This is a genomic window from Streptomyces sp. NPDC048671 (genome assembly GCF_055587045.1).
Window position 1 is genome coordinate 1 of record NZ_JBVJHB010000011.1, and the last position, 21,227, is coordinate 21,227.

A 21,227-nucleotide genomic window follows, 5' to 3' on the forward strand; every position below is an offset into this window, starting at 1 on the left:
TCACCGGTGACCAGCACTTACAGGACAGGTCTTAGCCGGAGACACTCGAATGAGAATCAATCAGGATAACGGCGTGAGACTCAGCAGTTCGGTCTCACATGGAAAACCGACTCAAGAACAAGAACACGAAAAACGCCGATGTATGGACCGCGGTCCAGCACCTCCACAAAGCAATTGCCGCCGGCGGCGGCGTCGACCCGAAACTACTTGCCCTGGTCCACCTTCGCACCAGCCAGATCAACAGCTGCTCCGCATGCATCTACGCCAGTATCACCGGCGCGAAAAAAGCCGGCGAAACAGACGAGCGACTCCACAACGTAGCGGCATGGCGCGAAGCACCGTTCTACACCGACGCCGAACGCGCGGCACTCGCACTCACCGAGGCAGCCACCCGACTCCAGGACGGCGCCGAAGGCGTCACCGACAAAATCTGAGAAGAGGCCAACTCCCACTTCACCGAGGAACAAATCAGCGCAATCAACCTCGAGATCGCACTGACCAACTTCTTCAACCGACTCAACCGCACCATCAAAGAGCCCGCCGGCCAAACCTGGAACTGAAACCAGCACAGCTCATACCCACAGACCAAGCAACAGCCACCGAACTCACCAAAACACCACCCCCGACCCCTCTTCAGTCAGAATGCCAGCCCACTCCACGTCCACGAGGACCTGCTGCACCAACAGCATGTTGACGTAGACCAAGACAGACCGGGGGCACCGTCACCTACACCGGGGTGAACCCGAAGGCCGGTGGCGCGGACGGCGGCAAGGAACTGGACAGCACCATTGTCGCCGTGGGCGACGGCGACCCCGGCCTGGTCTCCCTGAAGATCGGCACCATCACGGTCGATCAGCCGATCGTCACCAACTGGCACACCTTCCTGGCGGACGCCGTCCCCTTCGGCTGAGCCGCCAGCGAAAGCCCGCCAACCGCCCTGCGGGAACTGGTCAGTCGCGGTGGGGGCCGATGACGGAGGCCCCGTCGTGCACGGTGATCGCCATGGCCGGGCAGATGTCGGCCGCGTCCAGGACCCGTTCGTCCGGCTCGATCCCCTCGGCCCGCACACGGGCGCGCTCGCCGTCCAGGGCGAACACCTCCGGGACCGTTCCGGCACACATCCCCGAACCCTGGCAGAGCTGGGGGTCGACGTGTACGTTCCAGGTCACGGCGCTCACCACTCCACCGGCATGACGCGCGGACCGCGCACCAGCATCTCGGACTTCCAGGTGACATCGCCCGCCAGGCGCAGCTCCGGGAAGCGGGCTATGAGGGCGGACAGTGCCTCCTGGAGTTCCAGCCGGGCCAGCGGGGCGCCCAGGCAGTGGTGGACTCCATGGCCGAATCCGAGGTGCTGGTTGCCCTCCCGAGCGATGTCGAGCACGCCCGGGGCGGTGAACCGCAGCGCGTCGCGGTTGGCGGCGCCCACGGCTACCAGGACCGGGCTGCCCGCGCGGACGAGCGTTCCGCCGACCTCGATGTCCTCGGTGGCGTACCGGGGCTGGCCGGCCCCGCTGCCCAGGGGCACGAAGCGGAGCAGTTCCTCCACGGCGTTCGGTACGAGCTCCGGCTCGGCCCTGAGCCTGGCCAGCTGGTCCGGGTGGTCGAGGAGGGTGAGGACGAAGTTGGGGATCTGGGACGCGGTTGTCTCGTGCCCCGCGACCAGGATGCCCACGCAGAGATCGATGAGTTCGAGCTCCGAGAGCCGGTCGCCGTCGTCGCGGGCCTCGATAAGGGCCGTCATCAGGTCATCCTGCGGTACCTGGCGGTGCTGGTCGATCAACCCGGCCATGTAGGAACGCAGTTCGGCGCGGCTGGCGTCGAACTCCTCGGCGGTGAGCGAGCTGGTCGACAGCGCGTCGTCGCTCCATACTCGGAACCGCGGCCGGTCCTCTGTGGGCACGCCCAGCATCCGGCAGATCACCGCGACCGGCAGCGGCAGCGCGAACAGGTCGACCAGGTCGGCGGGCGGCCCGGCCGTCTCCATCTCGTCGAGCAGGGCGGCGGTCAGTTCCCGGACCTGGGGGCGCAGCTTCTCAACCTGGCGGACGGTGAACGCCTTGGCGACCAGGGATCGCAGCCGGGTGTGGTCCGGCGGGTCCATGCCGAGGATCCCGCCGTCGCGCTGCCCCTCGGACTGGCGGGGCTCGTCGTGCGCGGCGGCCGCCGCGCGGCTGAAGCGCTGGTCACCGAGGACCAGCCGGGCATCGGCATAGCGGGTGACCAGCCAGGCCGGTTCTCCGTACGGCAACTGGACCCTCAAGAGGCCCGATTGGTCGCGGACGCGCTCATATGCATCGGAAAGCTGGAGTCCGTCGGGGGTGTTGAAGGGGTAGGCAAGGGGCGCGATATCTGCGGTCGTCACTGCGGCCTCCCGGATGTAAGCAGCTGCTTACAACGGTAGGAGTGTCCTTCGCGGGCAGTCAACGACGCTTTACAGCCGTTATCCTGACGGGCCGTCCGAGAGGAATGCCGCCATGGAACCCGGTTCCGTACCGCCGTCCGAAGAGCGCCGCAGGAATGCTCGGGCCACCCGTCGCCGCCTGCTGGAGGCGGCCCGTGACCTGTTCGCGGAGCGGGGCTACGAGGAGACGACGGTCCGGAGCATCGCCGCGCTGGCCGGGGTCAACCAGGCCTTGCTGTTCCGGTATTTCGGCTCGAAACGGGGTTTGCTGACGGAAGTCGTCGCGCTCGGCGGGCTGGAGCAGTTGCGGGCGACGCCGCCCGAGGAGCTTTTCGAGACCGCCCTGCGTTCGATGCTGACCCGGAGCGCGGAGGGGGCGGAGGACCGTTCCCTGGAGGTCTATCTGCGCTCGGTCGGGCGGGGCGACGAGGCGGCCGGAACCCTGCGGGAGCTGGGGGAGGAGTACCAGGGTGCGCTGGCCGGGCTCTCCGGTGCCCCGGACGCGGTGCTGCGGGCGGATCTCGCCATGGCCTGGCTGCTGGGGATCGGACTGATGCGGACGGTCGTCGCGCGGGAGCCGCTGGCCGGTGCCGAGCCGGACGATGTCTGCCGTCTCGTCCTCGGCACGCTCAGCCATCTGTGGTCGGCAAAGCCGGGCGACGGCGAGGCGTAGGAGGCGACGGCGAGGTGTAGGAAGGGCCCCTTGTCCGTTGTATGACGATCACCACCGGCGTCCGTCCACTCCCTCCCGGTTGACCCCCTCGTCTCGTCGTTTTGTCTGTGATCGTGTTGCGTCGATCGGCAGTTCGCGGATTTGACCCGTAGTTGGCGGGCCGCGATCCGGTGACTGTGAGTTACAGTCGCTCGCGGCCTCGATGCACCAGGGCGGGTTCGCGCCGTCCTGGCCCAGCCGTATGTGGTGAGGCGTACCGGCGGTCCCGGTGGTGCGGCCTCGCGCCCCTGGTTCAGCGGCGGGCCGGACGGGCGCAGCGTACGTTCCTGGAGGTGATCGCGTTCCGGGGCAGGGCGAGGCCGAAGGCCCGTTCCAGTCCTTCGAGGAACAGCGCGATGTTGTCCGTCCAGTTGGCTGCCTTCTCCGCGATGCGGAGGTGCAGGTTGAGGAAGGACAGCGGCGCTTCCGGGGCGAACGGCGCCTCCCCCGGGGTGTACCAGATGAGCTCGTACATGTCCCGCCGGTCTTCGGCGCCGTCCTCGATCGGGAAGGGGTTCTGGTACACCCCGTCCTCGAAATAACTGAAGGCGTAAATGGCCTTGGCCATGGTCGCACCGAGCGTGATCTGCTGCTCGGGAGGCGCGTCGAGGGAGCGCGAGAAGGCATGGTCGAAGTCGTGGTATCCCAGCCACGTCCAGCCGTTCTCCTCCCCGAAGGCCAGCACGCGGGTGAGGTCGTCGGTGCCCTCCCGTGCGTCCCGCTCCTCGACCTGGTGGAGCAGCAGCCCGTCGGCGATGTCCTGCGCGTCGGCCCCGTAGGCGAGGGCGGCGTCCTCGGCGGTCAGCCCCTTGATGAACACGATTTCCGTGAAGGGCTCTTGGCGCCGCCAACTGCCGGCGATCCACGCCACGCCGTCGCCCACCGGGCCCTGGCGGGCGAGGAACTCCTCGAACGCGGCCGCCTGCTTCGGGGGCATGTAGCCCTGGCGGGCTGTGCGCGCCCTGTCCTCCAGCCAGTCGAGCTCCGCCACGGACCTCAGCTCGGCCACGACCACCCGGTCCCGCACGAAGGTCATCCGCCCCCCGTCAGCATGCACGTACCGGATGTACGGGCCCTGCGGGTCCGGGCCGAACGGGTGCCGCTGCCCCAATCCAGATCTGGGCCGGTGTCGCGCTCCGCCGTGGGCCCGTTGGGCAAAGTGTTCCAGCTCGGCGAGCTCCGCCGCGGGGAGGAGCACACTCGTCGGCTCGCCGCCGTCGACGACACACACCCGCTCGCCGGTCTCCTCGACGCGACCGACGAGACCCGCGAAGTCCGCTACGGCGTCGCTCAGTTCAACGTTGTCCATACGAGGGGACATTACTGGCGGCGATGCGACGGCCGGGCCGGGGCGGGTTCTGAACCGCCTCTGCACCACAGAGCGTCACCGCTGCGCAGCCTGACTCGCCGACAAGCGGTCAACAGACCCGCCAACAAGAAATCCACGAAACACGGCCACCTGGGGCTTCGACACCCCAGCCTCGCCAACCAACGATCAAAGTCAGAGATCGACGCCACAGGCAGCGACCCCGTCCCAGCTCCGTCCTCTGTCCACAGGCCCCGGCTCCGAAGGCGTGGTCAACAGGCCGGGCGCAGCGGGCGCGCGGCCCGTACGAAGAGGGAATCGTCATGGAGACGACATCGCCGAAGCTGCCCGAGCTCACCCCGGAGCAGATCTGGCTGGCCGCCGACTACGTGGAGCTGGTCTGGCAGGACCAAGGCAGCGAACAGGAGCGGGCCGCGCTGGAGAAGTTCCACCAGGACGGTGAGGCGCTGGCACGGCTGCCAACTTCACGCCCGACTTCTGGACCTCGCCCGTCGCCTGGGATGTTCTCGTGGCGGAGATCAAGCAGTTCGACCGTTCCGTGCGTACGGGCGTCGCTGCGATGGGTATCGAGCCGTCCTTCGTCCCAGAGGTCTGACGGCTCTTCCGTCCGGTCGGGACGGCATGGAATGATCATGATATGGCCGGTGTGATCACGGCCTAAGAGCCGTCCTGGATAGGCCCGTTCACCGGGCTGAGCCCGCCGCCAGTTCACCAAGCCGGTGACCGCGTTGCGGCGCGACGGAGCGGACGCCATCCGGGGCGACCATGGGGTCTTCCGCTGGAGGACCGAGCGTTGTTGATCGCGGTGCACTGGCATCGGCGGACGGGCCGAACCCGGACAGCCTCGCCTGTCGTACCGGAGGCCGGCTTCGCACCGATGACGCCCTTTGAGGTCCAGGTGCGGGGCGAGGCCGTCGCCCTCCCTTCGCGCATCTACATCGAGGAGCCTGGCATCGGCTTCGACCGGGCCCTGTCCGGAACCCAGCAGATGATCTTGCACTGCTTGTACTCCCGGCACCACGATGGCCGGGTCCGCCAACGGCACCTTCGAGCAGATCACGGCGTCGGGTATGCCATGGGCGAGCCCGTTCGTGACAATGCCCGGAAGCATCAAGCACGCCCGGACAGTGACCGAGCCCCGTAACGAGCTCAGCTCCCCAGCCGTAGACAGAACCAGCCGTACGAAAATCTCGCGCCAGACCCACCGATCAGCAGCCACACGTTCATCGCCAACATCTCACGTGGCCCAGAGGTGTCCCGACCAACCCGTGAACCCGGATGCCATGGAGGGCTCAACCGGACGAGGGCTCAGGCGAGTTGCTTGAGGAGTTCGGCAGCGAGCAGACCGGAGGAGGCGGGATTCTGGCCGGTGACGACGTTACGGTCGACCTCTACATGCGGCGCCCACGGCTCGCCCGCCTCGACCTTCAGACCGGCCTCGGTGAGCCGGTCCTGCAGCAGCCACCTCGCCGTCTCGGCGTTACCGGCCAGCTGCTCCTCGGTGTTGGTGAAGGCGGTGATCCGGTAGCCGGCGTAGGCGTTGGTGCCGTCCTCCTTGAGCGCGGCCAACAGCGCGGCCGGGCCGTGACACACCACGCCCACCGGCAGGCCGGACTCCAACGCCTCGGTGAGGACGCGACCGGAGTCGGCATCGACCGCCAGATCCTCCATCGGGCCCTGACCGCCGGGAACGTACACCGCGTCGAAGTCCGCCGCCCGCACGTCGGAGAGAGCCAGCGGGCTACGCAACTCCGCAGCGCCTTCCACCGCGGCCCGGACCGCGGCAGCGTTCGCCTCACCGCCATTGGCCCGAGCGCTGAGACTGGACGGGTCCGCCGGCGGAACCACGCCGCCCGGAGTGGCCACAGTGATCTCGTGGCCCGCGGCCTTGAACGCGTCGTAGGGGATGACCGCCTCGTCGGCCCAGAAGCCGGTGCGTACCTTGCCGCCGTCGGCCAGCGTCCGCTGATCAGCGCCGGTCATCACAAAAAGGATCTTAGCCATGTGCTCTCCTGAAGGGTTCCGGCCCGCATGGTCGCCCTCCCCGCAAGGGGGGCCGTCGCCGGGCGCCACCGTGGCGACACCCACGACGTTAGACCCGCACGCCGCGGAAGTGCCAATAGAGCTACCCGTGGAGATACCGATCCTGGCCATCGGAGATCCGATGCGAACCATGGATGCGATGACAGCCGTGGAGCCCGGACACAAGGCGTCGCTCTCACTCGCGTCGGAGCGGTCCGGCAGTCGCCACCGCCACCACGGCCCCACACCGGGCGTCGGTCCAGTCACGTACCGGGAGTGTGTCGTCGCCGGCCTTGAGGAGTGCCTCGTGGCGGACCCACAGCCGCAGCAGCGCCGAACCCGGGTCGGCGCGGTCGGCGGCGGCCCGGACCTCGGCCTCCGGGAGGAGCCGGGACAGTACCGGCAGCGGGCCGGGGCGGCGGTCCGCGGGTTCGACGTCGACGCCGATCGGGCCCGGCCCCACGGCGGCCGCCACGCGGCCGTCGGCGTGGCTGAAGGAGAGGCCGACGCCGGGATGCGTGCGCAACGAAGGCCGGCCGTGTCCGAACCTGCCGCAGTCCGGGCAGTGTTGGTCCAGCACGGTGTCGAACGGGGACCGTCCTATGAAGCGCGCGGCGCACAGCCGTACGAGCAGGCGGGCCGCCACCACGTCGTCGCGACGGCTCGGCACCCGGATCCTGGCCAGTCGCCGCAGCTCCCACGGCAGGAGCAGGCTCTCGTCCAGGTCCGGGTGGTCCAGAACCTCGCCGGTCGCCGCGACCGCCACCAGAGCCGGCTGTTGCGCCGGCTGTGGCACGGGCGGGGTCTCGCTCACGGGCGGGGGCTCACCCTGCGGCCGCCACGGAGGAGACCAGGAAGCGCTCCCGTACGCGGTTGAGCGTACGGAAGTCGTCGATGGTGACCTCCTGGAGATCGATGCTGCTGCCCGAGATCTCCTCCAGGAGGTCGATGAACTCCAGGAAGTCCATCGAGTCGATGAGGCGTGCCTCGATCAGGTCCTCGTCCGGGGCGATCTCCTCGTCGAGTCCGGGGTTCTTCTCGTACAGCCATGCGATGACACGTTCCATGGGGCGCGGTCGCTCCTTGCTCTTCGCGGATTTCCTGATTCCTGGGACCGTTCGAAGCCCAGGCTCCGGGGTTCAGATGCCGACGGCCCTCAGTTTTTCGAGCGCCTGCTCGGGGCTGCCGTGGGCCAGAATCATGGCGTGGACCCAGCGTTCGACGCCGAAGGCGACGCACGCGCTGTACACCGGTCCGTGGGAGCCCGCGCGGATGTCCAGCCGCTCGCCGAAGAAGTTGCGGTGCCGGTTGACGGATGCGATGGCCGTCCCGTCGGGGGCGCTGAACTCGTGCTTGACCGGGTCGAGCGCCATCAGCCGGGCCCGGGAGCCGCCCTTGTCGTAGAACGGGTCGTCGGCGGCGGCGCGAGTCAGTTCCAGGCCGAGGAGCGCTGCGGTCTCCTGCACGAACTCCGCACCCTGCTGCAGGTGTTCGACGGCGCCGTCCTTGGTGCCGAGGTAGAGGACTTCGCGCATGTGGAAGCCCCAGAGCCGGCGCAGAGCGTCGTAGTGGGTCTCGTTGCGGAAGCACCGACCGGTGGCGGAGAGGCGCAGGCCCTCGTCCCCGACATCGCGCCCCTCCAGGGAGAGCAGCAGTCCGTAACAGGTGGCCGACGGCAGCAGGTAGCCCGTGGGCCGCAGCGGCAGGCCGGAGGGCGGGCCGCCGCCGGCGAGGACGTCCAGCGCTTCGGAGGTGAAGCCCCCTGCTGAGACACCGAGTTGGGGGAAGTTGCGGAAATAGTCGAGCTTGGTCAGACCTTCGGCGGGCAGCAGCGGCGGGCCCACCACCTCGGGGGCGCCGAGGCGTCCGGCGAGACGGGTCAGGAGTGCGTCCAGGCCGTGTAACAGGGCCGTGTGCACGGGGTCCAGCGGGATCAGGCCGGGCCCCGGGCTCTTGAGACCGCCGTCCGGCAGGACCGTGATGCCGGTTGTGCTCATGAAAGAAATGCTCCTCTGGGGTGGTCGAACAGACGAGGGCCGGAGCCGCGCAGTGGGACCTTAGGCCAGCATCCGACGACTTGTCTAGACCAAAGGTGCAGAGCCAACTCGGCTCGGCGCGAGGGCGTTTCGGATGCGGCCACGCACCTTTGTGACATCCGTCGCGACACTCGGCATCCACTTGACAGCGGAGCAGGTCTGGACCAATTCTGCTCAGCGACGTGGGTGCTCATCTCCGCCCGCAGCAGCCATCCGTACACGCCGCCCACCGCCATCGCTCCGCCGAGGGCCGCCCCGTGCTGCCTTCGTCCGCGCCCTCGGCCGGGCCGCACACCGCCGCGCTCCCCCGTGGCATCCACCGAAGTTCCGCTGGAAGGGACCCCATGACGCCCCCCGTTACCCACCGTCGGCGACGCCCCCGTCTGCACCGGGCGGCGACGGACGCTCCATATTTCAGCGCGGACGGCGAGGCCTACCTCGCGCAGAGCACCCTGCGGGAGCTGAAGAAGACGCAGCCCCTGCGGGTGCTGTCCGAGGAGGACTTCGCGCACTGGCAGACGTACGGGTACGTCGTCGTCCGCGAGGCCGTGCCGGCGGAGACAGCACGGCAACTGTTGGACTTCACCTGGGAGTTCCAGGGGCTCGACCCCGACCGACCCGACAGCTGGTACGAGGACCGGCCCTTCCGCTCCGAACTCGACCAGCAACTGCACGTCTACGGTTTCGTCGAGGCGTACCACCACCAACTGCTGTGGGACAACCGCCAGGCGCAGCGCGTGTACGACGCGTTCGCCGACGTGTGGGACTGCGAAGAGCTGTGGGTGACGCTGGACCGGCTGAACCTCAATCCGCCCAACGTCCGCAACCGCGACCGTGCCCTGATCGAAGCCACGGACCGCGGCTTCGACATCGAGCTGCACTGGGACATCGACACCACGCTCGGCGTCCCGCCGCAGCGCGTGCAGGGCATCATCGCGCTGAACGACACCAGCCCGGAGACGGGCGGATTCCAGTGCTGCCCGGAGCTGTTCAGGCAGTTCGACGAGTGGAGGATCCGCCAGAGCCCCGGCCGTGATCCGCTGCGCCCCTCCATCGACCGGGCCGAACTGCCGGTCGTGCGGCCCGAGCTGCACCCGGGCGACCTGCTCATCTGGAACGGCCTCCTCGCGCACGGCGTGGCGCGGAACATCTCCCCGGACGGGGTGCGGGCGGTCCAGTACCTGTCGATGATGCCCGCCCTGGAGGAGCACTCCCGGCTGCGGCAGTCGAGGGTCGAGTCCTGGCGGCACCTGCGCACGCCGCGCTGGAACCGCACGCTCGTCGGCGATCCCGTACTGCACGAGTCCAAGCGGTACCCCACCGCCGCGCTCACCCCGTTGGGCAGCCGCCTTCTCGGACTGGCGTCGTGGCAGGATGCCCGGGATGGCGGCGCCGCGGTGGGCGGCGCCACGAACCCGGCTGACGGCGAGCGGGGCGGAGCGTCCTCGTGCGTCGTGTCTGCCTGACCCTTCCCACCGATCGCGCCTGCGAGGCGACGATCGCCGCCGTCGCCGAGGAGGCGGCGCAGGGCGCCCGTGACTTCGGGGCCGAAGTCCGGCTGCTGATCCTGGACTCCGCCGACGCGCCGGTGCGCGCCGCGCATCGCAAGGCGGTCGAGGCGCTGGACCCCGCGCCCGGCGTGATCGTCCACCACATGGACGAGGATGCCCAACGAGCCCTGCTGCGGGCGGTGATCAGCAGCTCCGAAGTCGCCCGGCCGGAGAAGGTGCTCGACCTGCTGCTGCCGCAGGGCGTCTCCTACGGCGCCTGCACCAACCGCGCGTTCCTGATCGCGGAGGCCCTGGGCTGCGCGTCCACCCACCGTCGGGACTCCGACAGCCGCTACCAGTCGGCGGACGGCGCCCCGGTCTTCCCCCTCCACCACGAGTTACGGTCGCTGGGCCTCCCCGCGTCCGAAGCGGCGGACTTGGTGTCCCGGCGGCGGCTGGACCCGGCGTACGCGCACCGGCGTGTGTCCCTGGTCGGCGGGTCGTTCGTCGGCGAGATGTCCGTGGACGTCGAGGAGATACGCCGGCTCGATCCAGCCGTGTACCACGAGGTCATCGGCCTCTCGATACCGTCCGGACAGCCCGAGATCTGGCGCCGCAGTCTCGTCGAGAGCTCGTTCCGGGGCGCCGGGACCACCCCGTACACCGGCGACCTGACCACTCTGACGCTCGTCGCCGCGACGCGGGTGGACATGTGCAACATCGCCTTCGACCGCGAGGTGTACGGCCGGGTGCCGCTGCCGCCGGCCCTCGACACGATCGGCAGCGACTACTTCCTCATCCATGTGGTGCAGGACGCCGGGCGGCCCGGCGTCCTGCACAACCGGCACATCGTCAACTACCAAACCGGGGAACGACGTTCGGATAGCGGATTCCTCGCCTACCAGCTGCGGCTGGCGAAGTTCATCCTGTCCACGCCGTACCTGGACGCCGTGTACACGCGGATGCGAGCAGCCGGGAGCACCCTGCTCGACGCCGCCGGACACGTCCGTGCCCCGGCCGTCGCCCACTATGTCCGGGAGGCCGCGGCGCTGGACCCCGCGGAGAACTCCGGGCGCCTGGACGTACTGGAGCGCTGCTACCGCTCGCTGGGCGGCCGCTACACCAGCGCCGCCGACCTGTTCGCCGCCCGTCGCAGCAGCCTTCTCGACCGCGCACGCACGGACATGGAGGACTTCGCGCTGCTGATCGACGCGTGGGAACCCCTGACCCGCACCGCCCGCCGTACCGGGCCGGCAGCGGCCTCGCCGGCTCCGTCCCTCTGAACCGCCCCAGGGCGCGAAAGGCATCACATGAACAACCCACCGGGCACCGCTCCCACGACGCGCCGGATCCCTCGGACGGTACGCCGGTGACGGCGGTCGCCCCCTCCCTGCGGCCGTCGGGCACCCGCACCCTCACCGTCGCCTACGCGGGCGGTGCGAGCGGCCGCGGGCCGCTCACCATGGGCCAGGCGAACATGATCCGCTGCATCCTGAGGGACGAGCCGGAACAGATCAACATCCACGACGTGTGGCCCGTGCCCCCGGACACCGCTCTCGACGCGGTGATCGACGCGCTGCGCCGGCTGGCCGTACGGCACGACGCCCTGCGCACGACGTTCCCCCACTCCCCCGGCGCCGCGCACCGGGAACAGGAGGTGGCCGCCGAGGGATCGTTCGGCGTCACCGTCCTCGACCACACGGACCTCTGCGTCGAACCGGCGCGGTACGCCGAGCAGGTGGCCCAGGCCGCCCGCGCGGAGCGGTTCCGCCTCGACCGCGACTTCCCTCTGCGGATCACGCTCCTCGTCGTCGGCGGCGCGCCGCGCTTCGTCGCCCTGGCGGCCAGCCACGCGGCGATCGACGGCAGCGCCCTCGCCGTTCTGCGCGAGGAGTGGCTGGCGCTGCTGGCCGGCGAACCCCTGCCTTCCGTCACTGCGTACACCCCGCTTGACCTCGCCGCCGAGGAGGCCGCACCGGCCGGGAGACGGAAGTCAGCGGCGTCCCTGCAGTACTGGGAGCGGGTACTTCGCACCGGACCCCAGGCGATGTTCGCCGAGCCGCGCGCGGTGGGCGCCGAAAGCGCGCAGCGCCGGCTGACGCTCCGCTCGCTCAGGGGCGGCCGGGCGCTGGCCCGGACCGCGGAGCGCACCGGCGCCCTGCCGTCCACCGTGCTGCTGTCGGCGTGGTGCGCGCTCGTCGCCCACCGGGCGGGCCAGACGTCGTGTGTGGCTGCCGTACCGACGTCGAACCGGTTCACCACCCGTCTCGCCCGGTCGGTCGCCACCGTCTCCCAGGACGCCCTGCTCTTCCTCGACGTCCAGGTGCCTTCGTTCGACGCGCTGCTTCGCAAGGCGTGGGGTGCGGCCCTGAACGCCTACCGGCACAGCCAGTTCGATGCCGTGGCGCTGTGGGAGATGATCGGGTCCGTCACGTCCGAGCGTGGCAGCCACTTCGCGCGCGATGTCGTCTTCAACGACACCAGCTCTCTGCCCTCGACGTTCGCGCCCGTCGTCGCGCGAGAGACCGAGGCGCCGGACCTCGAACTGGACTGGGGCCCGGAGCAGGTGCTGCCGACCCGCCTCCTCAGCTTCGTCCACGCCACCACGCCCCTGCTCCACCTCAGTCTGTGGACGGACGCACAGCTCTTCCCGGGCGCGGAGGCCGAGGACTTCCTGACCGGTCTCGTCAGGCTCCTGGAGGCATCCGCCGAAGCCGACGTACCGCTTGACGCGCTCACGGAGGTGACGGGCGTGCGGCCTCCCACCCGTCCCGCCGGCTGGCAGCGGGTGGACGGTTGCTGGATCTCGCCGCCGGACGTGGCGGAGGGCCTGGCGGCGGCACTGGGCGGCCTGCCTGTTCACGCGACCGCGCGGTCCGCGGACGGCACGGATACGGACGGCCGGGACGCGGACTCCCGGACCCTCACGGCGTTCATCGCATCCGGCGACGTCTCGCTGACACCCGGCCGGGCCCACGCGGCGCTGATGGAGACCCTCTCCGGCAACCCCGGACGGCTGGCCCCGCACCGGTACGTGATCGTCCAGGACCCGCCGGCACGGACCGACCTCACCTCGGCGTGGCTCGACCGGAACATTCTCATGGAAGGGACCGGTCGCGACCGGACGATGTGACATGACCAGAGACGATTCCACCGAACAATCGCGACCGGACGCCCTCCCCAGCCCGTGGAGCTCCCACCGCTTCCGGCTGTTCTTCACCGCCCGCAGCACCTCGCTGCTGGCCGACGGCATGCTGATGGTCTCCCTCACCACCGCCGTGCTCGGAGCGGGTTACGGCGCCGGCGGCGTGGGCTACGCGCTCGCCGCGTGGATGACACCGATCGCCCTGCTGGTCCTGTTCGGCGGCGTGCTCGCCGACAGGTTCACCCCGCAGGTGATGATGGTCGGCGCCGACGCCGTACGCATGGTGGCGATGCTCGCCCTGGCCGCGCTCCTGGTCACCACCGACATACGGCTCTGGCAGATCATGGCGCTGATGGCCCTGAGCGGCGCGGCGACCGCCATGTTCCAGCCAGGGCTGGCGAGCATGATCCCCCAGGTCGCCGAGGACATCCAGCGCGCCAACGCGCTGCTGCGGATCTCCGAGGCGATCAGCACACTGATCGGCCCCGGCCTCGCCGGACTGCTCGTCGCCTACTGGGACGTGGCGGGCTCCTACCTCGCCATCGCGGCCGCGTACGCCCTCAGCGCGCTGGGCCTCATACCCCTGCGGGGGCTCAGCACGGCCCGGGACGAGGGGAACGACCCGATCTGGCAGCGCCTGGCCACCGGATGGCAGGAGTTCCGTTCCCGTTCGTGGCTGTGGGGGGTGATCTCCGTGTGGGCGGTCTACGGCCTGTTCGTCTTCGGCCCGTCCCTGCCCCTGGGCGCAGCGCTCCTGACCGAGCAGCACGGTGCCGGCGGCTTCGGCTGGATCGCGTCCGCCGACGGCGCCGGCACCATCGTCGGCGGCCTGCTCGGCATGCGGGTCCGGCCCCGGCGGCCGCTGGTAGCGGGGGCCTGCGCGATGTTCTTCTTCTCGCTCAATCCGCTGGCCCCCGCGCTGGGCTGGTCCTTCCCGGTGGCGGCGGTCACCGGGATGATCGCGGGCTGCGGTTTCGCCTTCTGGGGCGTGATGTGGGCGACCAGTGTGCAGTCCCACATCCCGCTGGCCGTCCTCAGCCGGGTCTCCGCGTACGACGTCGCCGGATCGATCATGGTCATTCCGCTGGGCCGGGCCCTGTCCGGCCCAGCGGCGGAGTTGGCCGGCGCCGACCACGTGCTGCTCTTCTCGTCGGGCATGGGCCTCGTCTGCATCGCCGTGATGCTCTCCATCCCGGCGATACGGGGCCTGGGCCGCGCGCCGGTGGCGCCGGTCGATCCCCCCGTGCCCGACATGCGCAACGTCGAAGCGCTCACCGCACCCGCGACGGAGGCGCCCGGCCCCGCGGACGCCGCTCCCTCAGCGAAGGGCGACGGCGCGACGCCGTCCGCACCGGGCCGGGACGAGGTGCCGGTGTCCTGAGGACGCCGTGGCGGGCCCGCCGCTCGACCGCCGAGGGGCGGGCCGGCCCGTCACACTGCTCCGGAACCGAGCGAGCCCGCAGGCATCCGCACAGTCGGTCGCCACGTTCCGTAATACCGGGACCATGTGACCGGGTCCTCCTGGTCCCCGCGCCCGATGCCGTCGAGTTGCGTCCATCGCGCGTGCGGGTCATCATCGACGCCGACACCGAGCCTGTAGGTCGGCCGAATGGAATGGGCAGCATGAGCTCTCAAGGCGACGGACACGAAGCGCGACTCGCGGCGCCCGAGGTCAGCGTCGAGGCCGACGGGCGGCTGACCGTACCCGCCGAACACGTCACCGCACTCCTGCGGTCCATCGCCGGCACCTGGCAGGCGAGCACCCACGACGGCACCCCCGTACTGGTCATGGACGAGGACGCGAACGTCAGCCTCGAACCCGTCACCGTCCGCGCTCTCGCCCACGCCCTGGACAACATCGCCAACCAACTCGACGTCCAATACATCCACATCACCACCCACACGTCACACACCGAATAAGAGCGTCCGCCAGTAGGCGGTGAGTTGTGGCTAAGCGGCTTCGGTGAAGTTCGCCGACGAGTGTTGGTCACATGTTGAGCCCGTCAGCAGCGCGTGACAGGCTCGTGCCCCATGATTGATGACTTCGCGAAGGGCTACCTGCACAGCGACCTGCGAGAGATTCGCAAGGCGATGCTCTGGAAGCTCGACGGGCTCTGTGAGTACGACATCCGTCGCCCGCTGACCTCGACAGGTACCAACCTTCTTGGCCTGGTCAAGCACCTATCGCTTTGGGAGGCCAGATACTTCGGCGAGGTCTTCGGCCGACCGTTCCCCGAACTTCTGCCCCGGTGGGACGACACCGCCGAGCGCGGCGCCGACCTCTGGGCAACCGAGCACGAGACGCGCGAGGAGATCACCGGCCGCTACCGTCGCGTATGGGAACACTCAGATGCGACGATCACCACCCTCACCATCGACTCCCCCGGTCACGTGCCCTGGTGGCCGCGCCCCAACGTGAAGCTGTTCAACATCATGGTCCACGTGCTCACCGAGACCAGCCGGCATGCCGGACACGCCGACATCCTGCGCGAACAACTCGACGGCTCGACTGGGACAACAGCCGAATACGCGACTGATCAGCGCGAGGCAGCCGTGTGGGATGCCCACGGAGCGACGATCGAGCGAGCTGCCAAAGCTGCCGCCCAGAAGGACCATCACTTGACTTCGCCGTAGCCGCTTGGCGGATGCAGGGGCCGGCGGGCCGGGAGTCCCAGCGGTGGGTGTACCAGGCCCGCCTCCGTCAAGCAGGCCATCGTGGAGGCCGCGCCCATGGTCATGCAGTGGCCCGCGGAACGGTTCAATGAGGACTCGAAGCCGGTGAGCTCCTCCTGCGAGACCGCCCCAGCCCGCAGTTCTTCCGTCATCCGCCAGATGTCGGTTCCTGAGCCCACGCCCCGGCCCCGGAACCGGCCGTTGAGCATCGGTCCGCCGGTGAGGACGACGGCGGGCACGCCCGCGCGGGCGGCGCCCATCAGAGCGGCCGGCGTGGTTTTGTCACAGCCGGTGAGCAGCACGACGGCATCGATCGGATCGGCCCGTATCTGCTCCTCGATCCATGGCCGCGAGATTGCGGTGCAGCATCGACGTCGGCCGCCGGAACAGTTCACCGAGTGACATGGCCGGGAACTCCAGCGGGAAGCCGCCCGCTTGCAGCACCCCGCGCCTCACGGCATCCGCGAGGATCCGCAAATGGCCGTCGCACGGCGCCAGTTCGGAGAAGGTGTTGCGGATACCGATGACGGAACGGCCGTCGAAGTTGTGGCGTCCGCACCCCATGGCCCGCAGGTGGTGACGGGCTATGAACCCGTTCTTTCCGCCGCCTCCGAACCACGCGCGGCTGCGCAACGGCTCTCGCGGCGCGGCGGGAACTGCGGGAACTGCGGCGGATGTTGCTTCTGGCCCTGCCAGGCATGTCCGCGCTTTTGGCCGCGACGGGAGCGGCGGTTCGCGGTCGCGCTGTGACCGTGCAGGGGCCTGCCTCGACGACGGGTTTGATAATGCTATCAAATGACGAATTGAGGAAGTTCGATGAACAGGCCTCACAGGGACGGCCGTTGGGCAGCGTAGGGAACGCCGGACAACAGGACCGATGACCGGCCGGCCGACGCCGCCCCCCACATGACGGGAACGCTCGTGCGCTCACACGCTGGATCCGGCACCGAAACATCACAGGCTTGTCTCGCCCCCGCACGCGGCCTTGACTCAGCCCCGCGACAAGCGTGTTATTCACACAACAAGTTCGACTCTGTTGTTTTGTGGGCCTTTTTGGGGTGCTGTTCCATCGACGGCTCGTCGGCACCTCCGGCGGCCTCCAACGCCACATCGTCACCACACGACCCCTCCGGCGCGATGCGCGGCGGTCGCCTCAGCTCAAAGGAGCGTTCCATGTCCCGTTCATCCCGTCGGCACGTCGCCGTCGCCACCGGCCTGCTGCTCACATTCGCCCTGAGCACCGCGTGCTCATCGGGCAAGGAGGACTCCGGGGAGGACTCGGTCGGCAAGGTCGACGGCAAGATCTCCATCACGTACCTGCAGAAGCAGGGCGACCAGGAGTACTTCGTGGGCGAGGCGGCCGGCGCCAAGGCGAAAGCCAAGGAGCTCGGGATCAGCCTCAAGGTGGTCAACCTGGGCAACGACGCCAACAAGACGGTCAGCGAAGTCCAGTCCGCCGTCGCCCAGAAGGCCAAGGGCGTCATCATCGTCGTCCCGGACCCGGCCGTGGGACCTCAGGTCGCGCAGACCGCCAAGGACGGCAAGGTCGCCCTGCTGACCTCCGACGACCAGATCTGCACCACCGGTCCCGACCCGGCCTCCTGCGGCGAGGACGACCTCGTGTCCCGCATCGGCTTCAGCGGCGCCCAGATGGGCACCGAAGTCGGCAAGCGCGCCGCGGAGGAGTACAAGAAGGCCGGCTGGCAGGCCGCCGACACGCGAGTCGTCTCGGCGTGGAAGCAGGACGTCACCGTCTGCGGCGACCGTGTCAAGGCCGCCAAGAAGGCCTTCGACGCCGCGGTTCCCGGTGTGAAGACCATCAACGTCCCCACCGACAACACGCCGACCGGTGCCCAGGACAAGATCGCCGCGACGATCACCGCGAACTCCAAGGTCAAGAACTGGGTCGTCTGGGGCTGCAACGACGAGAACACCATGGGTGGAGTCACCGCGCTCCAGAACGCCGGGATCGGTCCCGACCACGTCATCGGCGTCGGCCTGGGCGCCTACCTCGCCTGCAAGGAATGGCAGACCGACAAGAAGACCGGCATGAAGGCGGCTCTCTTCATCAACGGCAAGGACGTCGGCGCCCTGGCGGTCCAGACCATGTACGACAAGCTCAAGAACGGCAAGGACTTCCCCAAGGAGGCCTTCGCCCCCACCAAGATGATCGACCACTCCAACTGGAAGTCCTCCGGACTCACCTGCAGCTGACCCGGCCCGCCCCGCTTCGGCCCGTGGCCGCACCGGCTTTTGCCGCCACGGGCCGAAGCGGCTGTGCTCCACGCCGGCCCGGCACCCTGACCACACTGCGCGCCATGCCTTCGAGGTGAATCGACAGATGACAAGAGCCCCCCACTCGACAGCCGGCCCAGACCCTTCCGACGGACCACCCGACGACGTGCCTCATTCCGGGTCCATCGGCATAGCGGACGTCACCAAACGGTTCGGTGCCGTGCAGGCGCTCAGCGGGATCACGCTCGACTTCCCACCAGGTCAGGTCACCGCGCTGATGGGCGAGAACGGTGCGGGCAAGTCGACCCTGCTCAAGATCCTCACCGGGGACCACCAGCCGACCGAGGGCCACGTCGTCGAGGGTGACGAGAGCATCACCCTCGACACCCCCGCCAGGGCGCGCGCGGCGGGCATCCGGATCATCCCGCAGGAACCCGAGATCATCCCGCACATCTCCGTCGCCGAGAACGTCTACGCGGGCGCGCTGCCCCGCAAGGCCGGCAGGCGGTTCGACCGGGCGGAGCTGCGCCGCCGGATCAACGCCGACCTGGCCCGGCTCGGCTTCGCCGGCGTCCTGGACCCCGATCTCCTCGGCTCACAACTCACCCCGGCACAGCGCCAGCTGGTCGAGATCATGCGCGCCCTCACCGGCAGTACGACGGCCCGTCTGATCGCTTTCGACGAACCCACCTCCTCCCTGGCCGAGCACGAGGTGGACGCCCTGTTCGCCCTGATCCGGCGACTGCGGGACCAGGGCATCGCGATCGTCTACGTCTCGCACCGCATGCAAGAGATCTTCCAGCTCGCCGACCGTATCGCCGTACTGCGCGACGGCAGCCTGGTCGGCGTCCAGCAGGCGGACACGACGAACGAAGCGGAGCTGGTGCGCCTCATGGTGGGCCGCGACCTCTCCACCATGTTCGTACGTCAGCGGGTCGCCACCGACCGGCTCGTACTCGACGTCAAGAACCTCACCACCGACGACGTGCACGACATCTCGCTGCAGGTCCACGCCGGCGAAGTCGTCGGGCTGGCCGGTCTCATCGGCGCGGGACGCTCCGAACTCGCCCTGGCCCTCGCCGGCGATCAGCCCGTCCACAGCGGCAGCGCGACCCTGGACGGCGCCCCGCTGCCGAGCGGCCGCCCCGGCGCGGTGATCCGGGCCGGACTCGGACTCGCGCCGGAGGAACGCAAGGCGCAGGCCCTCTTCCTGCAACAGTCCGTCCGGGCCAACATCTCCCTGGTCGTCCTCAACCGGTTGCGACGCTCCCGCTTCGTGCGACGGACCGCCGAGCGGGAACTCGCCCAGCGCTACACCGACCGGCTCCGGGTGCGCACTCCGTCCGTCGAGCACGAAGTGCGCAAACTGTCCGGCGGCAACCAGCAGAAAGTCGTGCTGGCCCGGTGGCTGGCCCGCAAGCCGAAGGTCCTGATCCTGGACGAGCCGACCCGCGGCATCGACGTCGGCGCGAAGGCCGAGATCTACCAGATCATCGCCGACCTCGCCGCCGAGGGCGTCGCCCTGCTGGTCATCTCCTCCGAGCTCACCGAACTCCTCGGTCTCGCGGACCGGGTCGTCGTCATGCAGCAAGGCCGTATCACCGGCGAGCTCAACCACGACGAGGCCACCGAAGAATCCATCCTCGCCCTCGCGATGGCCGACGACATCATCAGCACCCGCACCCCCGGAGCCACTTCATGACCACCACCAGCGCCCCTTCCCCAGCAGTCAAGGAGCCGTCGGAAGGACCGGCCTCCCGGCCGAAGCTGCTCTCCCGCATCAGCGGGCAAAACATCAGCCTCGTCGGCGCGCTGATCCTCGTGCTCGTTCTGTTCGGGATCCTCAACGACAACTATCTGAGCCTGTCCAACATGCAGGTCATCGCCGAGGCCGCCACCATCACCGGCCTCCTCGCGATCGTGCAGACCGTCGTGATCATCTGTGGCGGGCTCGACATCTCCGTCGGCTCCCAGACCGGTGTGGCATCCGTCGTCAGCGCCATGGTCTTCACCAGCACCAACACCAACGCCTTCCTCGGCGTGGCGGCCGCGATCGGCGTCGGCGTGCTCATCGGCGTACTCAACGGCTTGATCATCGTCTACGGCCGGGTCAACCCCACCATCGCCACCCTGGCGGGTCTCGCCGCCTACAAGGGCCTCGCCCAGCTCCTGTCGGACGGACGGGCCCAGGGCTATGTCCTCAACAACGACTTCTTCGTCTTCCTCGGCCGCGGGAAGATCGCCGGACTTCCCGTCATGGTCTGGATCCTCATCGTCGTCGCCGTGCTCGTCCATCTTCTGCTGCGGTACACCGACATCGGCCGCAACATCTACGCGATCGGCGGCAACGACACCGCCGCCCGCCTTGCCGGCATCAACATCAACAAGTACCTGATCTGCGTCTACGCCCTCATCGGGATCGTCGCCGCCATCGCCGGCATCCTGCTGACCGCACGCACCGGATCCGGCCAGCCCACCTCCGGCAGCGAAGGCCTCGAACTCAAGGCCATCACCGCCGCCGCGCTCGGCGGCGCGGCCCTCAAGGGCGGCAAGGGCGGCATCGGGGGCACCCTCCTCGCCGTCGCGCTCCTGGGGGCCCTCGAGAACGGTCTCACCGTCCAGGGCATCAACTCCTTCTGGCAGAACGTCGCCCAGGGCGCCCTGCTGGTCGTCGCCGTCGTCATCCAGCAGCGCCGCAGCGGCGAGAGGGCCGTCGGACTACCGCACTGATCCGCCTCCGCGCGGGAACCCTTCCGGGCCGGGGCAGGAGCGGGGGCGCTGCGACCGGCACGGTCGCGGCGCCCCCGAACGCCGACGCCAGGAGGCCCGGTCCAGCCGTGCCGCCGGTAACGAGAACCGGTGCCCCGTCCGGTGCGCGGGGGTCAGCGAGGCCCCACCATGGTGGCCGGCGGGCGTACGGCCAGGAGGAGGTCCTGATCTCGCGCTCCACCCGTACACCACCGATCCGTTCCGCGTCGTCGCCCAGGCGGCTGAGCAGGTCCACCGCCGCGCGGGGCCGGCCCGCGGTGATCTGGGCCAGTGCCAGGACGACAGGGGCCAGGACATCGCGGTAGTCGGGGCCGCCCCCCAACTCGTGCTCTGCGTGCGCGAGGGCATGCGCGGCCACACCCGAGCGGGGATGCAGGACCAGAGCCTGTTCCGCCGGCTCGTGGGCCTCCCTCA

General features: G+C 69.4%; 18 protein-coding genes and 3 pseudogenes. 13 read left to right on the forward strand and 8 right to left on the reverse strand.

Going from position 1 to position 21,227, the window contains the following annotated elements; translation table 11 throughout:
* The first annotated feature begins 98 nt into the window (after positions 1-98).
* Together ACZ6S6_RS22730 and ACZ6S6_RS22735 are read left to right on the forward strand one after the other, a co-directional pair.
* A pseudogene (locus ACZ6S6_RS22730) lies at positions 99-560 on the forward strand (carboxymuconolactone decarboxylase family protein).
* A gap of 176 nt (positions 561-736) precedes the next feature.
* Positions 737-910 (forward strand): hypothetical protein, encoded by a 174-nt coding sequence (locus tag ACZ6S6_RS22735; RefSeq protein ID WP_469706756.1) that lies wholly within the window; start codon positions 737-739, stop codon positions 908-910.
* Positions 911-950: 40 nt separating this feature from the next.
* Here ACZ6S6_RS22735 and ACZ6S6_RS22740 read toward each other — a convergent pair whose 3' ends face one another.
* Both ACZ6S6_RS22740 and ACZ6S6_RS22745 read right to left on the reverse strand, forming a co-directional pair.
* A complete protein-coding gene (locus ACZ6S6_RS22740; RefSeq protein ID WP_362966162.1) occupies positions 951-1,169 on the reverse strand; it encodes a ferredoxin in 219 nt (72 codons plus the stop codon).
* A 5-nt stretch (positions 1,170-1,174) separates the two neighbouring features.
* Complete coding sequence (locus ACZ6S6_RS22745) at positions 1,175-2,365, reverse strand: cytochrome P450 (protein ID WP_469706757.1); 1,191 nt, start codon at positions 2,363-2,365, stop codon at positions 1,175-1,177.
* Positions 2,366-2,477: 112 nt separating this feature from the next.
* Between ACZ6S6_RS22745 and ACZ6S6_RS22750 the strand changes: the two genes are divergently transcribed.
* Complete coding sequence (locus tag ACZ6S6_RS22750; RefSeq protein WP_469706758.1) at positions 2,478-3,077, forward strand: TetR/AcrR family transcriptional regulator; 600 nt, start codon at positions 2,478-2,480, stop codon at positions 3,075-3,077.
* Between the two features lie 292 nt (positions 3,078-3,369).
* Here the strand turns inward: ACZ6S6_RS22750 and ACZ6S6_RS22755 are convergent, their stop codons facing one another.
* Complete coding sequence (locus ACZ6S6_RS22755; protein ID WP_469706759.1) at positions 3,370-4,425, reverse strand: type II toxin-antitoxin system Phd/YefM family antitoxin; 1,056 nt, start codon at positions 4,423-4,425, stop codon at positions 3,370-3,372.
* Between the two features lie 691 nt (positions 4,426-5,116).
* Between ACZ6S6_RS22755 and ACZ6S6_RS22760 the strand changes: the two are divergent.
* Positions 5,117-5,257: pseudogene (locus ACZ6S6_RS22760) on the forward strand (IS5/IS1182 family transposase); the annotation flags it as partial.
* A 494-nt stretch (positions 5,258-5,751) separates the two neighbouring features.
* On the opposite strand, the gene ACZ6S6_RS22765 reads toward ACZ6S6_RS22760, so the two are convergent.
* The 4 genes from ACZ6S6_RS22765 to ACZ6S6_RS22780 form a co-directional block, all read right to left on the reverse strand.
* On the reverse strand, positions 5,752-6,447 hold the full coding sequence (locus ACZ6S6_RS22765; protein WP_362966172.1) for a type 1 glutamine amidotransferase domain-containing protein: 696 nt from the start codon (positions 6,445-6,447) through the stop codon (positions 5,752-5,754).
* Between the two features lie 214 nt (positions 6,448-6,661).
* Entirely contained in the window at positions 6,662-7,279 is a 618-nt protein-coding gene (locus ACZ6S6_RS22770) for a 4'-phosphopantetheinyl transferase family protein (protein WP_469706760.1), read from the reverse strand.
* Positions 7,280-7,289: 10 nt separating this feature from the next.
* Positions 7,290-7,532, reverse strand: a complete 243-nt coding sequence (locus ACZ6S6_RS22775; protein ID WP_362966176.1) for an acyl carrier protein — start codon at positions 7,530-7,532, stop codon at positions 7,290-7,292.
* 72 nt (positions 7,533-7,604) lie between these two features.
* Positions 7,605-8,462: a class-II aminoacyl-tRNA synthetase family protein gene (locus ACZ6S6_RS22780; protein WP_469706761.1), complete on the reverse strand. Its 858-nt coding sequence runs from the start codon at positions 8,460-8,462 to the stop codon at positions 7,605-7,607.
* 383 nt (positions 8,463-8,845) lie between these two features.
* Between ACZ6S6_RS22780 and ACZ6S6_RS22785 the strand changes: the two genes are divergently transcribed.
* The 6 genes from ACZ6S6_RS22785 (at position 8,846) to ACZ6S6_RS22810 (ending at position 15,770) form a co-directional block, all read left to right on the forward strand.
* Positions 8,846-9,967 (forward strand): phytanoyl-CoA dioxygenase family protein, encoded by a 1,122-nt coding sequence (locus tag ACZ6S6_RS22785; protein ID WP_362966180.1) that lies wholly within the window; start codon positions 8,846-8,848, stop codon positions 9,965-9,967.
* Complete coding sequence (locus ACZ6S6_RS22790; RefSeq protein ID WP_469706762.1) at positions 9,949-11,274, forward strand: DUF6271 family protein; 1,326 nt, start codon at positions 9,949-9,951, stop codon at positions 11,272-11,274. Before ACZ6S6_RS22785 ends, ACZ6S6_RS22790 begins: the two co-directional genes overlap by 19 nt.
* Positions 11,275-11,360: 86 nt before the next feature.
* Positions 11,361-13,124 carry a condensation domain-containing protein gene (locus tag ACZ6S6_RS22795; RefSeq protein ID WP_469706763.1) on the forward strand — a complete coding sequence of 588 codons (1,764 nt, stop codon included), beginning with the start codon at positions 11,361-11,363 and terminating at the stop codon, positions 13,122-13,124.
* A gap of 1 nt (position 13,125) precedes the next feature.
* A complete protein-coding gene (locus ACZ6S6_RS22800) occupies positions 13,126-14,517 on the forward strand; it encodes an MFS transporter (RefSeq protein ID WP_469706764.1) in 1,392 nt (463 codons plus the stop codon).
* A gap of 242 nt (positions 14,518-14,759) precedes the next feature.
* Positions 14,760-15,056, forward strand: a complete 297-nt coding sequence (locus ACZ6S6_RS22805; RefSeq protein WP_362966188.1) for a hypothetical protein — start codon at positions 14,760-14,762, stop codon at positions 15,054-15,056.
* 111 nt (positions 15,057-15,167) lie between these two features.
* Positions 15,168-15,770 carry a DinB family protein gene (locus tag ACZ6S6_RS22810; RefSeq protein WP_469706765.1) on the forward strand — a complete coding sequence of 201 codons (603 nt, stop codon included), beginning with the start codon at positions 15,168-15,170 and terminating at the stop codon, positions 15,768-15,770.
* On the opposite strand, the pseudogene ACZ6S6_RS22815 reads toward ACZ6S6_RS22810, so the two are convergent.
* Positions 15,752-16,373 (reverse strand): annotated as a pseudogene (locus tag ACZ6S6_RS22815) (dihydroxy-acid dehydratase domain-containing protein). The gene ACZ6S6_RS22810 and the pseudogene ACZ6S6_RS22815 sit on opposite strands and share 19 nt — an antisense overlap.
* 609 nt (positions 16,374-16,982) lie before the next feature.
* Here ACZ6S6_RS22815 and ACZ6S6_RS22820 point away from each other — a divergent pair.
* From ACZ6S6_RS22820 to ACZ6S6_RS22830, 3 genes are all read left to right on the forward strand, one after another.
* Complete coding sequence (locus tag ACZ6S6_RS22820; RefSeq protein ID WP_362966192.1) at positions 16,983-18,023, forward strand: substrate-binding domain-containing protein; 1,041 nt, start codon at positions 16,983-16,985, stop codon at positions 18,021-18,023.
* A gap of 187 nt (positions 18,024-18,210) precedes the next feature.
* Positions 18,211-19,746, forward strand: coding sequence for a sugar ABC transporter ATP-binding protein (locus tag ACZ6S6_RS22825; RefSeq protein ID WP_469706766.1), 1,536 nt, complete (start codon positions 18,211-18,213; stop codon positions 19,744-19,746).
* Positions 19,743-20,774 (forward strand): ABC transporter permease, encoded by a 1,032-nt coding sequence (locus ACZ6S6_RS22830; protein ID WP_362966196.1) that lies wholly within the window; start codon positions 19,743-19,745, stop codon positions 20,772-20,774. Before ACZ6S6_RS22825 ends, ACZ6S6_RS22830 begins: the two co-directional genes overlap by 4 nt.
* Positions 20,775-21,227: the final 453 nt, after the last annotated feature.

Excerpts from the sequence above, each read along its gene's own strand:
- ACZ6S6_RS22765 (WP_362966172.1), bottom strand. The coding sequence starts at position 6,447 with ATGGCTAAGATCCTTTTTGTGATGACCGGCGCTGATCAGCGGACGCTG.
- ACZ6S6_RS22830 (WP_362966196.1), top strand. The coding sequence starts at position 19,743 with ATGACCACCACCAGCGCCCCTTCCCCAGCAGTCAAGGAGCCGTCGGAA.
- ACZ6S6_RS22750 (WP_469706758.1), top strand. The coding sequence starts at position 2,478 with ATGGAACCCGGTTCCGTACCGCCGTCCGAAGAGCGCCGCAGGAATGCT.
- ACZ6S6_RS22755 (WP_469706759.1), bottom strand. The coding sequence starts at position 4,425 with ATGGACAACGTTGAACTGAGCGACGCCGTAGCGGACTTCGCGGGTCTC.
- ACZ6S6_RS22820 (WP_362966192.1), top strand. The coding sequence starts at position 16,983 with ATGTCCCGTTCATCCCGTCGGCACGTCGCCGTCGCCACCGGCCTGCTG.
- ACZ6S6_RS22785 (WP_362966180.1), top strand. The coding sequence starts at position 8,846 with ATGACGCCCCCCGTTACCCACCGTCGGCGACGCCCCCGTCTGCACCGG.
- ACZ6S6_RS22800 (WP_469706764.1), top strand. The coding sequence starts at position 13,126 with ATGACCAGAGACGATTCCACCGAACAATCGCGACCGGACGCCCTCCCC.
- ACZ6S6_RS22775 (WP_362966176.1), bottom strand. The coding sequence starts at position 7,532 with ATGGAACGTGTCATCGCATGGCTGTACGAGAAGAACCCCGGACTCGAC.
- ACZ6S6_RS22805 (WP_362966188.1), top strand. The coding sequence starts at position 14,760 with ATGAGCTCTCAAGGCGACGGACACGAAGCGCGACTCGCGGCGCCCGAG.
- ACZ6S6_RS22780 (WP_469706761.1), bottom strand. The coding sequence starts at position 8,462 with ATGAGCACAACCGGCATCACGGTCCTGCCGGACGGCGGTCTCAAGAGC.
- ACZ6S6_RS22810 (WP_469706765.1), top strand. The coding sequence starts at position 15,168 with ATGATTGATGACTTCGCGAAGGGCTACCTGCACAGCGACCTGCGAGAG.